This is a genomic window from Streptomyces sp. NPDC046215, from assembly GCF_040646215.1.
Classification (GTDB): Bacteria; Actinomycetota; Actinomycetes; order Streptomycetales; family Streptomycetaceae; genus Streptomyces; species Streptomyces stramineus.
The window spans coordinates 66,442-78,983 of record NZ_JBEYZW010000031.1 but is presented as its reverse complement, the minus strand read 5'-3'; the positions used below and the strand labels follow the sequence as shown (position 1 = coordinate 78,983).

Genomic DNA, 12,542 nt, shown 5'->3' with positions numbered 1-12,542 from the left:
GCCGAACAGGGCGACGACGGGGATCAGGTACACGAACTGCGGCATGGTCTGGAACACGTCCAGGACCGGGCGCAGCAGCCGCTCCGCCCGGGGCCCGGCGCCCGCCCGGGGTGCCTACGGGGACGAAGAACGGCCGGCCGCGGAGCCGGTGCTCCAGCATGTCGTCATCAGGCGGGGACCGCCGCGCCTCACCCTCGCGGCCTGACGACGCGACGCACTCCGGCACTGAGGACGGGAGGGCGGGCGCGGTGTCGCCGCACGCGCGCCAGCACCCTTATCCGTCCCTCCTGCCTGTGGAGTGTCCCCATGAACGCCAAGACCGCCCGCCGCCGTCTCCCCCTCGTCGCCGGTCTCGCCGCCGGCGGCGTGCTGCTGCTCGCCGGCCCCGCCGCCGCGCACGTCAGCGTGCAGCCCGGCACCGCCGAGAAGGGCGGCTACAGCACCATCGCCTTCAAGGTGCCGAACGAGAAGAACGACGCCTCGACGGTGAAGCTCGAAGTCACCCTCGACCCCAAGCACCCGCTGTCCTCCGTGACGGTCCAGCCCGTGCCCGGCTGGGAGGTCAAGGTCGAGAAGAGCAAGCTCGACAAGCCGCTGCAGTCGCACGGCAAGACGATCGACGAGGCCGTCAGCAAGATCATCTGGTCCGGCGGCAAGATCGAGCCGGGTCAGTTCCAGCAGTTCCCGCTGTCGGTCGGCCAGCTGCCCACCGACGCCGACGAGATGGTCTTCAAGGCGCTGCAGACCTACTCCGACGACGACGTCGTCCGCTGGATCGACGCCTCCAAGCCGGGCGGCGCCGAGGCCGAACACCCGGCCCCGACCCTGAAGCTCATCGCCAAGGGCGCCGCCAAGAACGCGGGGCCGGCCGACGACAAGGCCGCGAAGAGCGACAAGACCGAGGCCGCCGCCGACAAGGGCGACAGCTCCGACACCACCGCCCGTGCCCTCGGCATCGCCGGCATCGTCGTCGGCATCGCGGGCGTCGCCTTCGGCGTGCTCGCCGTACGCCGTCGCTCGGCCTGACGCCGACGCCCGGAACGGCGGGGGCGGCAGCACGCGCGTGCGCGCGGCGCCGCCCCCGTACCCCTGACCGAACCCTGGAGAAGAGCTCCATGCGCACCAAGATCCTGGCGGCGGGCCTGGCCACCGCCGCCGCGCTCGCCCTGACCGCCTGCGGCGGCTCGGGCGACGACAGCGACAAGCCCGCGGCGGACGTCTCCGCGGCGCCCAAGAAGATGCCGATCACCCTGGACAGCCCCAAGGCCAAGCCGGACCTGGTCCTGACCGACACGTCCGACAAGAAGTACGAGCTGGTCCAGGAGACCAAGGGCCACCCCGTCCTCCTGTACTTCGGCTACACCTACTGCCCCGACGTCTGCTCCACCGTCGTCGCCGACATGGCCGAAGGCGCCAAGAAGCTGCCCGAGGCCGACCGGAAGAACCTCAAGGTCGTCTTCGTGACGACCGACCCCGCCCGGGACACCCCCAAGCGCATCCGGGAGTGGCTCGACGCCCAGGGCGGTCAGGACATCGTCGGCCTGACCGGCGACTTCGACACGATCCAGGCGGCCGCCAAACCGCTCGGCATCTTCGTGGAGAAGCCGAAGAAGGAGAAGGACGGCTCCATCACCGTCAGCCACGGCGCCGAGGTCGTCGGCTTCTCGCCGAAGGACGACGGGGGCCACTGGCTCTACACCACCGACGCGACCGCAGCCCAGTACGCCAAGGATCTCCCGAAGATCGTCAAGGGGGAGAACCCGTGATCGCCAAGTCCACCACCGCCACCGCCGTCGCCCTGCCGCTCGTGCTCGCCGGGGGGCTCCTCCTGGTCACCGGCTGCCAGACGGAGAAGAACGCCCTGTCCACGGGCAACCCCGAGCTGTCCGTCAGCGGCGCCTACCTGCCGCGGCCCGCGATGACCGACATGGCCTCCGCGTACCTCACCGTCCGGAACGAGGGCGGCAAGGCCGACAAGCTCACCTCCGTCACCAGCCCGCTCTCGCGTGACATCACCATGCACACCACCGAGGGCTCGCAGATGAAGCACGCGGCCGCGCTGGAGGTTCCCGCCAAGGGCGAGCTCAAGCTCGCGCGCGGCGGCACCCACCTCATGCTCGGCAAGCTCGGACACAAGCCCGAAGTGGGCGAGAAGATCGAGTTCACCCTGCACTTCGCCACGTCCGGAACCATCAAGATCAAGGTGCCCGTCGAGAACACGACCTTCCGCCCGAAGGACTGACGTGCGATGAAGACCCTGACCGCCGGGCGGCTGCTGCCGCTCCTCGGCACCCTGCTCGCCGCCCTGCTGTGCGCGATCGGCCCCGGCGCGGGCACCGCGTCGGCGCACGCCGCGCTGACCTCCACCGACCCCGCCGACGGCTCGGTCGTGCCGGCCGCACCCCAGCGGGTCGTGCTCACCTTCTCCGAAGGAGTCCTGCTCACCGCGGACTCCCTGCGGGTCCTCGACCCGCGGGGGGAGCGCGTCGACGAGGGCAAGCCCGCGCACGTGGACGGCAAGTCCGGTACCGCGGCCGTCGGGCTGCGCAGCGGCATCGCCGACGGCACCTACACGGTGGCCTGGCAGGCGGTGTCGGAGGACAGCCACCCGGTGGCCGGGGCCTTCACCTTCTCCATAGGCGCGCCGTCGAAGACGACGGCGAAAGTGACGACGGCGAAGATCGACCCGACCGTCGACGCGCTGTACGGGACCGGGCGGTACGCGGCGTACACCGGGTTCGTCCTGCTGGTCGGCGGCTGCGTCTTCGCGGGCGTGTGCCGCTCGTCGCGGCCCGTGCAGCGGGTCGCGGTGGGCGGCTGGCTCACCCTCTTCGGCTCCACCGTCGCGCTGCTGCTGCTGCGCGGGGCCTATACGAGCGGCAGGGGCCCGTCGGCCGTGTTCGACCTCGCGGTGCTCGGCGACGTGCTGGCCACCAAGCCGGGCGCGGCCCTGCTCTCCCGGCTGCTGCTGCTGAGCGCCGCGGCCGTCTTCCTCGCCGTGCTCTTCGGCTCCTACGCCCGCGAGGACGACGGCCGCACCCGGCACGAACGCCGGGACGTGGCCTACGGGCTCGGGGCCGGCGGCGCGGTCGTCGCGACCGGGCTGGCGGCCACCTGGGCGATGGCCGAGCACGCCTCGGCCGGGCTCCAGCCGTGGCTGGCGATGCCGGTCGACGTGCTGCACCTGCTGGGCGTCGCGGTGTGGCTGGGCGGACTGGCCGCCCTGCTCGCGACGCTGTGGACGGGCGAGCCGATCCGGCGGGCCGCCGTCCAGCGCTTCTCACGGCTCGCGTTCGCGTCCGTGTGCGTCCTGGTGGCCACCGGGCTGTACCAGTCCTGGCGGCAGGTCGGCTCGTGGGGCGCGCTCACCGGGACCGAGTACGGGCGGCTGCTGCTGATCAAGGCCGGGCTGGTGGTCGTCCTGGTGGGGCTGGCGTACTTCTCCCGGCGCTGGACGGGCCGCCTCGCGGACCGTACGGAGCCTAGGAAGGCCAAGGCGCCCGCGGTGAAGGCGGCGAGGAGCGGCAAGAGCGACGGCGTCACCGCCGAGCGGGCCGCCCAGCTCGCCCGGCAGCAGGCCGCGCTCACCAAGGCCGCCGGGAAGCGGAAGCGCGACGGGGACGAGAACCGCAGCGGGCTGCGGCGCTCCGTCCTCGCCGAGACGGCCGTCGCGGTCGTCGTCCTCGCCGTCACCACCCTGCTCACCGGCACACAGCCCGGCCGGGCTGAAACCGAACAGAAGCAGGCGGCCGGCGCGGCCGGTGCCACGGCTCCGGCGGCCACCGGACCGGCCGAGCTGACGATCGACTACGACACCGGCGGGACGAACGGGCGCGGCACGGCCGCCGTGCGCATCGACCCGGCGCGCTCCGGCGACAACACCCTCGGCGTCTCCCTGACCGACCCGGCCGGCAAGCCCGTGGACGTGCCGGAGCTGGAGGTGTCCTTCACCGAGACGCGGAAGAAGATCGGGCCGCTGCGCGCCTCCCTCAAGCGGCTGGACACCGGCCGCTGGGAAGCCCGCGGCTTCCAGCTGCCCATGGGCGGCGAGTGGCAGCTCACCCTGACCGTACGGACCTCCGACATCGACCAGGTCACGGAAATCGAGAACGTGAAGATCAACTGATGGCTGAACAGGTGCAGGACGACACGATCAGCCGGCGGCGGCTCCTGGGCACCGCCGGAGCCGTCGGCGCGGCCGGCCTCGTCATGGGCGGCGGGGCCGGCGCGTTCGCCGCCGACGCCGTGCGGGACGAGCCGGCGGCCCTCTCCGGCGTCGGCGAGACCGAACGGATGTTTCACGGGAAACATCAGGCCGGGATCGCCGACCCCGCGCAGGCGTGCGGCCATCTGCTGGCCTTCGACCTCGCGCCGGGCGCCGACCGCAAGGCGGCCGCGGCCCTGCTGCGGCGCTGGTCGGCGACGGCGGCCGAGCTGATGGCGGGCGAGGTGCCCCGGGGCGACGACACCGGGATCGCGCTCGACGCGGGCCCGTCGGCGCTGACCGTCACCTTCGGGTTCGGCCGGACCTTCTTCGACCGCACGGGACTGGCCGCCCGGCGGCCCGTCGCACTTCAGCCGCTGCCCGCCTTCACCGGTGACGCGCTCGACGCCAAGCGGAGCGACGGCGATCTGTGGGTGCAGATCGGCGCCGACGACCCGCTCGTCGCCTTCCACGCCGTGCGGCTGCTGCGCAAGCAGGCCGGGGACGCGGTACGGCCGCGCTGGCAGATGACGGGCTTCAACCGGACGCCGGGCGCCACGGCGCGGCCGCGGACCGGGCGGAACCTCATGGGGCAGATCGACGGGACGAACAACCCCAAGCCCTCGGATCCCGACTTCGCCGCCCGGGTGTTCGTGCCGGACGACTCCGGCGACTGGATGGCCGGGGGCTCCTACGCGGTCGTCCGGCGCATCCGCATGTTGCTCGACAGCTGGGACCACCTGTCGCTGGAGCGCCAGGAGAAGGTCATCGGGCGCCGCAAGTCCGACGGGGCGCCGCTGTCCGGCGGCACGGAGACGACGCCGGTCGACCTGGACAAGATCCGCGAGGACGGTTCGCTGGCCATCGCGGGCGACGCGCACATCCGGGTCGCGGCGCCGGAGTCCAACCGGGGGGCCGCGATGCTGCGCCGGGCGTTCTCGTACCAGGACGGCGTCCTCGACGACGGGGCCCCGGACGCCGGGCTGCTGTTCGTCGCCTGGCAGGCGGACCCTCGCAAGGGCTTCGTACCGGTCCAGCGCAAGCTGGACCGGGGCGACGGCCTCTCCCGCTTCCTCCGCCACGAGTCGAGCGGCCTCTTCGCTGTCCCGGGCGGCTGCGCACCGGGCGAGTACGTGGGGCAGCGGTTGCTGGAGGGGTAGGGGGCAGGGGGGGCGGACCAGGCCGCGGTCACGTGGGCGCCGGGGTTGCGGCGGCCCGGGCCCGGCCGGTCCCGCCCACGGGCCACACGCGACGCGTGCGCACGCGCCCGGTGGGGGGAGGGGTAACCGTCCCTCGGGCCGCCTCACGCCCGGCGAAGCCGGTGCGCTCGCGCGCGCCAGCAGAAGCAGGCCCGGCCGACCCGCGCCCACGGGCCGCAGGCACCACGTGCCCACGCCCCCGGCGGGCCGGGGTAACCGCCGCTCAGGCCGCCCCACGCCCGGCGGAGCCACGGTGCCCGCGCACCGTAGGCAACGGCAGGAGCCGGATGCCGGCCGCGCGTACGTAGGACCCGGGCCCGGCCGGCCCCCACTCACGGGCCGCAGGCACCACGTGCCCACGCGCCCGGCGGGCCGGGGCAACCGTCCCTCGGGCCGCCCCACGCCCGGCCGAGCCGGTGCGGCCGCGTGGCCTGGTCCGGGGGGAGCCGATCCCGAGGGCCCGACCCCAAGGGGTCGGTAGGCTGACGATCAGCCCCCGAAGCGATCCCAAGGAGCCCCGGTATGTCGGCCAGTCGCTACACCTATCTCGGCCCCGAGGGCACCTTCACCGAGGCCGCCCTGCGGACCCTGCCCGAGGCGGCCACCCGGGAGCTCGTGCCGATGGTGTCCGTGCCCACCGCGCTGGACGCCGTGCGCAGCGGTGAGGCCGCCGCCGCACTCGTGCCGATCGAGAATTCCGTCGAGGGCGGTGTCACCGCCACCCTCGACGAACTCGCCACCGGCGCCCCGCTGATGATCTACCGCGAGGTGCTGCTGCAAATCGCCTTCGCGCTGCTCGTCCGCCCCGGCACCGCCCTGACCGACATCAAGACGGTGACCGGGCACCCGGTCGCCCAGCCGCAGGTGCGCAAGTGGCTCGCCGCGCACCTGCCGGACGTCCTGTGGGAGTCGTCGGCGTCCAACGCGGACGGGGCACGGCTGGTGCAGGAGGGGCGCTACGACGCCGCCTTCGCCGGGGAGTTCGCGGCGGCGACGTACGGCCTGGAGCCGCTGGTCACCGACATCCACGACGCGAAGAACGCGCAGACCCGCTTCGTGCTGGCCGGCCGGCCGGCCCGCCCGGCGGCGCGGACGGGCACGGACCGGACGTCGCTCGTGGTCTGGCTGGGCGACGACCACCCCGGTGCGCTGCTGGAGCTGCTGCAGGAGTTCTCGGCGCGCGGGGTGAACCTGATGCGGATCGAGTCGCGGCCGACGGGCGAGGGCATGGGCCGCTACTGCTTCTCGGTCGACTGCGAGGGGCACATCACCGACCGCCGGGTGGCCGAGACCCTGATGGGACTCAAGCGGACCTGCCCGAAGGTGCGGTTCCTCGGCTCGTACCCGCGCGCGGGCGTGGACTCGCAGGCGCTCGCGGCGGGCACGCAGGTGCGGCCGGGCACGTCCGACGCCGACTTCGTGGCGGCCGCGGACTGGCTGGCGCGCTGCCAGGACGGCCGCGCCTAGGCCCTGGTCGTGGGGTGCCCCCAGAGGCGCCCCCGGACGGGCTGGAAAGCCCGTCCGGCGCCGGAGGACACGGCACAACAGCCGGCCCGGTGCTCCAAGACGCGCCCGCAGCGCGCTCGCCGCCGCAGGCGGCAGCGACAGGCCCGCAGCCGAAAGACACCGGCGGGCCGCCCGGTATTGATCACCCACAGGGTTATCCACAGGTTCGTTCTCGACCTGGGGATAAGTCGACAGAGCGAAGCGCTCGCAGGCTTTCCGGAGGGCTCAGGGTCGACAAATCTCTCTAGCCACAGAGCCGTCATCCACAGCCCGAACCCCCGGCCCGGCCCGCTCAACACCCGGCACCCGTCAGCCAGATGTCGCTAAACAACCCTTTGGGGCGAGGCAATTACACCCGAATGAGTGGCCGAACGAGGTTTGACCAAGGAATCCTCGCCACAGGGCAAAACGGAGCGGAATGTTCGATTCCGGTGTCCACAGATTTCACGCACAGCCTGTGGATAAAGAATCCGGCCACCCGACCCCTGTGGACAACCGGCCGCCCAACTCCCGCCTCCCGCACGGCCGATCGCTCGCCGCGCCGCCCCTATGCCCCTTTTCGGCAAATGCGCTCGCATTTCCGCACGGGACCGCCCGCCGGTTATTCACCGCCTTTTCCATACTCCCCAAAATGGGGCAAATGGCAACGAACTGGAATATCGCGTCGAGTGATCGCGCCCGCAACGGTAGCCTGGTGGGGTGATTGACCTTCGCCTGCTTCGTGAGGACCCCGACCGTGTGCGCGCCTCCCAGCGCGCCCGTGGAGAGGACGTCGACGTCGTCGACGCGCTGCTCTCCGCCGACGAACGGCGCAGGTCGTCCAGCGTCCGCTTCGATGAACTGCGCTCCGAGCAGAAGTCGCTCGGCAAGCTCATTCCCAAGGCCACCGGTGACGAGAAGACCGCGCTGCTGAAGAAGGCCGGCGAGCTGTCCGCCGCCGTCAAGGCCGCTGACGCCGAGCAGGACGAGGCCGCCGCCGAGGCACAGCGCCTCCTCCTGCAGATCGGCAACCTCGTCCACCCCGACGTGCCGGTCGGCGGCGAGGACGACTTCGTCGTCCTGGAGACCGTCGGCACCCCGCGCGACTTCGCCGCCGAGGGCTTCGAGCCCAAGGACCACCTGGAGCTCGGCCAGACGCTGGGCGCGATCGACGTCGAGCGCGGCGCGAAGGTATCCGGCTCGCGCTTCTACTACCTGACGGGCATCGGCGCGCTCCTGGAGCTCGCGCTCGTCAACGCCGCCATCGCCCAGGCCACCGCGGCCGGTTTCACCCCGATGCTCACCCCCGCGCTGGTCAAGCCGCGCGCCATGGAGGGCACCGGCTTCCTCGGCCAGGCCGCCCAGGACGTCTACCACCTGGACAACGACGACCTGTACCTCGTCGGCACGTCCGAGGTGCCGCTCGCGGCCTACCACATGGACGAGATCCTGGAGTCCGCCCAGCTCCCGCTGCGCTACGCCGGCTTCTCGCCGTGCTTCCGCCGCGAGGCCGGTACGTACGGCAAGGACACCCGCGGCATCTTCCGCGTCCACCAGTTCGACAAGGTCGAGATGTTCTCCTACATCGCGCCCGAGGACGCCGACGCCGAGCACGCGCGCCTGCTGGAGTGGGAGAAGCAGTGGCTGACGAGCCTGGAGCTGCCCTTCCAGGTGATCGACACCGCCACCGGTGACCTGGGCTCCTCGGCCTCGCGGAAGTTCGACTGCGAGGCGTGGATCCCCACCCAGGGCAAGTACCGTGAGCTGACCTCCACCTCGAACTGCAACGAGTTCCAGGCCCGCCGCCTGTCCGTGCGGATGCGCGACGGCAAGAACGTCCGCCCGGTGGCCACGCTCAACGGCACCCTGTGCGCGGTGCCGCGCACGATCGTGGCGATCCTGGAGAACCACCAGCAGGCCGACGGCACGGTCCGCGTCCCCGAGGCGCTCCGCCCGTTCCTGGGCGGCCGGGAGATCCTGGAGCCCCTGGCCAAGTGACCGTGGACTCCACGCCGCAGTACCGGTTGATCGCGACCGATCTCGACGGCACGCTGCTGCGCTCCGACGACACCGTCTCGGAGCGCACCCGCGCCGCCCTCCTCCGGGCCACGGCGGCCGGTGCCTCGCACATCATCGTCACCGGCCGGTCCGTGCCGTGGACGCGGTACATACTCGACGCGCTGGACTACCGGGGCCTCGCCGTATGCGGGCAGGGCGCGCAGGTTTACCACGCCGGCGAGAACAGACTGCTGACCTCGGTGACGCTGGACCGGCAGCTCGCCGCCCTGGCCGTCGCCAAGATCGAGGCGGAGATCGGCCCGCTGCACCTCGCGGCCAGCCGGGACGGCATCGACGGCGAGGTGCTCGTCACCCCCGGCTACCGGCTGCACGAACTGCCCGTGGCGCCCGAGCCCGTCACCGACCCGGCCCGGCTGTGGGACAGCCCGCTGAACAAGCTCTACCTCCAGCACCCCGACCTCGACGACGATGCCCTGGCCGAGACGGCCCGGACCATCGCCGGTGACCTGGTGGGCGTGGTGATGGCGGGCCCCGGCATCGTCGAACTGCTGCCGCTGGGGCTCAGCAAGGCCACCGGCCTCTCGCTGGCCGCGCGCCGGCTGGGCATGAAGGCGGCCGACACCATCGCCTTCGGCGACATGCCCAACGACGTCCCGATGTTCGGCTGGGCCGCGCACGGCGTCGCCATGGCCAATGCCCACGCGGAGCTGAAGGCCGTGGCCGACGAGGTCACCGCGTCGAACGACGACGACGGCATCGCGGTGGTGCTGGAGCGCCTCTTCGGCTGAGTGCCGGAGGCCGGGGCAGCCAGGAGAAGTCCCAGGCCGGCCGGTTCCGCGTCAGCGGCCGGCAGGCCAGCCCCACCGCCACCGCGATCGCGTGCCCGATGTCGGTGTACGTGCCGCCGGTGCACAGCGGGATCGCGAAGAACAGCACGACGGCCACCAGGTACGGCCACCGCCAGGGGCGGGGGAAGCGGTACGCGAGCAGGCCGGCGGCCGCGGCGAGCCCGTACGAGACACCGATGTCGACCACGTGCTTCATCGACCGCGGCAGCGTGTGGTCCTCGATGGAGAGCAGCAGTACTTCCTGACTGACGAGCGTGGCCACGACGTGGGCGACGCCCACGGTGAAGAGCCACCGCCAGGTGCCCGCCCAGCGCTCGACATTGGCGTGGACGAGCTCGAACAGCGCCGCGTAGACGACGAACGACGCGGGGTTCTCGATCCAGAAGCCACTGATCAGCAGCGACTGCAGCGGGTGCGCGTCGAGTTGGTGGATGTTGCTGCTGGTGCGGTGGAGGAGAAACGTCTCCAGGTCCTGGCTCGCCGCGGCGATGACCATGCTGGTGACGCCGATGATCAGCAGCCAGATGTGGGTGCCGGGCGCGGAACGGACCCAGGAGGCCACCGCGGGGCGTATCCGGGATCCGAGGGCCTTCATCCTTCCGACGGTAGCCCGGGAGTCCGCGGCCGCACCTCGCGACAGTTGTAGGATGACTGGGCAACCGGGCGAATCGGTCCGGCAGACATCGAGGGAGCAACGGCATGGCACTGCGGGCGGCGGGACGGCAGTCCCTCGTGGACACCGTCGTGGATCAGCTGCGGGCGCAGGTCGCCGCGGGTGAGTGGCAGGTCGGCGAGCGCATCCCGACCGAGCACGCCCTCGCCGAGGAGCTCCAGGTCGGCCGCAACACCATCCGTGAGGCCGTACGGGTGCTCGTCCACGCCGGAATGCTGCGCTCCAGGCAGGGCGAGGGGACCTTCGTCGTCTCCATGTCCGACCCCGCGGAGATCATGCGCGGCGTGCAGCGCGCCGGCGTCCGGGACGTCCTGGAGCTGCGGATCGCCCTGGAGGTCGAGGCCGCCCGCCTGGCCGCCCTGCGGCACGAGAGCGCCGACCTCGCCCGGATGCGGGCCGCGCTGGACGCCCAGACCGCCTTCGAGGACCCCGACGGCCAGCCCGACTCCGGCAGCCTGGAGCTCTACGCGGACCACGACGTGGAGTTCCACAAGGCGGTCGTGGAGGCGGCCCACAACAGCGCCCTGACGGCCACGTACACCTGGTTCAGCAGCTCCGTGCGCGAGGCCCTGGTGACCGCGCTCGGCGACCGGGAGATGCCCCGCATCGACCACGACGACCACGACGACCTTCTGACCGCCATCGCCTCCGGTGACCCCGACGCCGCCGAACAGGCCGCCCGGCTGCTGCTCGACCGCCCCAAGCGGGCCGTGGAGTCCCTCCTCGCCGAGAGCTGACGCCCCTTTTTCCGCATTTCTTCCCGTACTTCTTTCCCGCACCACTGCGAAAGGTTTCCCCATGTCTGAAACGCGGCCGGAAGCGAGGCCGGAGACCCCGCTGATCGACGCGGAGGAGAACCTGGCGCCGGCACCCCCCGTCGCCGCCGCCCGGCGGCGGCTGCGCGCCCACCCCGCGCTGGTGATGCTCGGCATCGTCCTGGCCTCGCTCAACATGCGGGCGGCGCTCGCCGGCGTGTCCCCCGTCGTCGGCGAGATCAGCGACCACTTCCACCTCTCCGCGACCGCCAGCAGCCTGGTGACGACCATCCCGCTCGTCTTCATGGGCCTCGGTTCGATCTTCGCCGCGCGGCTGGCCCGCCGCTGGGGCACCGAGACGGTGCTCTGCGCCGCGCTCGTCCTGCTGTGCGGCGGCATCCTGCTGCGCATCGCGCCGCCGGTCGTCGCGCTGTTCGTCGGCTGCGCGCTCGTCGGCACGGCGATAGCCCTGCTCAACGTCCTGATGCCGGGCCTGATCAAGCGGGACTTCCCCGACCGGGCCCCGGGCATGACCGCGCTCTACTCGACCGCGATGATCCTCGGCGCCACCGTCTCCGCCGCCACCGCGGTCCCCCTGGAGAACGCGCTAGGCGGCTGGCAGGGCTCCCTCGCCTCCTGGTCGCTGCTGGCGGCCGTCGCGGCGGCCGCGTGGGTTCCGCAGGCCGTCATCGCCCGCCGGGGCACCCACCACGGCGAGGCGGCCGCGACGCCCCGGCAGCCCGCGGACGGCGGACCCAACCTCTCCCGCAACGCGCTGGCCTGGCAGATCACCCTCTTCATGGGTTCGCAGTCCCTCGTCGCCTACGTGATCATCGCCTGGATGCCGACGATCTTCGTCGACCACGGCATGAGCAAGGCCACGGCCGGCCTCGTCTTCGCCTTCAGCACCCTCGTCCAGGCCGTCGGCTCGTTCGTCGTGCCGATGCTGGCCGGCCGGATGCGCGCCCAGTGGCCGCTGGCCCTCGGCGTCGTCGCCCTCATGGCCTCGGGCGTCGCCGGACTGCTCGTGGCACCCGTCGCGGGCGCGTGGGTGTGGGGCGCACTGTACGGCGTCGGCCAGGGCGGCACCCTCGGTCTCGCGCTGACGATGATGGTGCTGCGCACCCGTGACGCGCACACCGCCGCCCGGCTCTCCGGCATGGCGCAGACCTGGGGCTACCTCCTCGCGGCCGTCGGCCCGTTCGCCCTCGGCGCGGTGCACGAGGCGACCGGCGGCTGGACGCTGCCGATCGTCCTGCTGCTCGTGGTGTGCGCGGGGCTCGCCGTGCTCGGCTGTGGAGCCGGGCGCGATCGCAAGATCTGAGACGTTGGGAGGAGGGAGGCCCTCCCGGGCCTCCC

General features: G+C 72.5%; 11 protein-coding genes and 1 pseudogene. 11 read left to right on the top strand and 1 reads right to left on the bottom strand.

The genetic code is table 11. The features are described from left to right. The 9 genes and pseudogenes from ABZ951_RS16245 to ABZ951_RS16205 all read left to right on the top strand — a co-directional run. Positions 1–205 (top strand): annotated as a pseudogene (locus tag ABZ951_RS16245) (hypothetical protein); the annotation flags it as partial. Between the two features lie 101 nt (positions 206–306). Next, a complete protein-coding gene (locus ABZ951_RS16240) occupies positions 307–1,026 on the top strand; it encodes a YcnI family protein (RefSeq protein WP_344084787.1) in 720 nt (239 codons plus the stop codon). 89 nt (positions 1,027–1,115) lie between these two features. After that, entirely contained in the window at positions 1,116–1,766 is a 651-nt protein-coding gene (locus ABZ951_RS16235; protein ID WP_344084790.1) for an SCO family protein, read from the top strand. After that, on the top strand, positions 1,763–2,242 hold the full coding sequence (locus ABZ951_RS16230) for a copper chaperone PCu(A)C (RefSeq protein ID WP_344084793.1): 480 nt from the start codon (positions 1,763–1,765) through the stop codon (positions 2,240–2,242). The genes ABZ951_RS16235 and ABZ951_RS16230 overlap by 4 nt, the downstream gene beginning before the upstream one ends. 6 nt (positions 2,243–2,248) lie before the next feature. Continuing rightward, a complete protein-coding gene (locus tag ABZ951_RS16225) occupies positions 2,249–4,126 on the top strand; it encodes a copper resistance protein CopC (RefSeq protein WP_344084796.1) in 1,878 nt (625 codons plus the stop codon). After that, complete coding sequence (gene efeB, locus ABZ951_RS16220) at positions 4,126–5,364, top strand: iron uptake transporter deferrochelatase/peroxidase subunit (RefSeq protein ID WP_344084799.1); 1,239 nt, start codon at positions 4,126–4,128, stop codon at positions 5,362–5,364. Before ABZ951_RS16225 ends, efeB begins: the two co-directional genes overlap by 1 nt. Positions 5,365–5,925: 561 nt before the next feature. Then, positions 5,926–6,870, top strand: a complete 945-nt coding sequence (pheA, locus tag ABZ951_RS16215; RefSeq protein WP_344084802.1) for a prephenate dehydratase — start codon at positions 5,926–5,928, stop codon at positions 6,868–6,870. Positions 6,871–7,608: 738 nt separating this feature from the next. After that, positions 7,609–8,886, top strand: coding sequence for a serine--tRNA ligase (serS, locus tag ABZ951_RS16210; protein WP_344084805.1), 1,278 nt, complete (start codon positions 7,609–7,611; stop codon positions 8,884–8,886). Beyond that, positions 8,883–9,695, top strand: a complete 813-nt coding sequence (locus ABZ951_RS16205; protein ID WP_344084808.1) for an HAD family hydrolase — start codon at positions 8,883–8,885, stop codon at positions 9,693–9,695. Before serS ends, ABZ951_RS16205 begins: the two co-directional genes overlap by 4 nt. Here the strand turns inward: ABZ951_RS16205 and ABZ951_RS16200 are convergent. Continuing rightward, the gene (locus ABZ951_RS16200) at positions 9,637–10,350 is read right to left on the bottom strand and encodes a rhomboid-like protein (RefSeq protein WP_344084811.1); all 714 of its coding nucleotides are present in this window, start codon (positions 10,348–10,350) and stop codon (positions 9,637–9,639) included. The two genes, ABZ951_RS16205 and ABZ951_RS16200, sit on opposite strands and share 59 nt — an antisense overlap. Before the next feature lie 104 nt (positions 10,351–10,454). Between ABZ951_RS16200 and ABZ951_RS16195 the strand changes: the two genes are divergently transcribed. Together ABZ951_RS16195 and ABZ951_RS16190 are read left to right on the top strand one after the other, a co-directional pair. Further along, entirely contained in the window at positions 10,455–11,165 is a 711-nt protein-coding gene (locus ABZ951_RS16195) for a FadR/GntR family transcriptional regulator (protein WP_344084814.1), read from the top strand. Positions 11,166–11,226: 61 nt separating this feature from the next. Further along, a complete protein-coding gene (locus ABZ951_RS16190) occupies positions 11,227–12,507 on the top strand; it encodes an MFS transporter (protein WP_344084817.1) in 1,281 nt (426 codons plus the stop codon). Positions 12,508–12,542: the final 35 nt, after the last annotated feature.

What these genes read in the sequence shown, in the direction of transcription:
- ABZ951_RS16195 (WP_344084814.1), top strand. Translation starts at nt 10,455, where the DNA reads ATGGCACTGCGGGCGGCGGGACGGCAGTCCCTCGTGGACACCGTCGTG.
- ABZ951_RS16235 (WP_344084790.1), top strand. Translation starts at nt 1,116, where the DNA reads ATGCGCACCAAGATCCTGGCGGCGGGCCTGGCCACCGCCGCCGCGCTC.
- ABZ951_RS16240 (WP_344084787.1), top strand. Translation starts at nt 307, where the DNA reads ATGAACGCCAAGACCGCCCGCCGCCGTCTCCCCCTCGTCGCCGGTCTC.
- pheA (WP_344084802.1), top strand. Translation starts at nt 5,926, where the DNA reads ATGTCGGCCAGTCGCTACACCTATCTCGGCCCCGAGGGCACCTTCACC.
- efeB (WP_344084799.1), top strand. Translation starts at nt 4,126, where the DNA reads ATGGCTGAACAGGTGCAGGACGACACGATCAGCCGGCGGCGGCTCCTG.
- ABZ951_RS16190 (WP_344084817.1), top strand. Translation starts at nt 11,227, where the DNA reads ATGTCTGAAACGCGGCCGGAAGCGAGGCCGGAGACCCCGCTGATCGAC.
- ABZ951_RS16225 (WP_344084796.1), top strand. Translation starts at nt 2,249, where the DNA reads ATGAAGACCCTGACCGCCGGGCGGCTGCTGCCGCTCCTCGGCACCCTG.
- ABZ951_RS16200 (WP_344084811.1), bottom strand. Translation starts at nt 10,350, where the DNA reads ATGAAGGCCCTCGGATCCCGGATACGCCCCGCGGTGGCCTCCTGGGTC.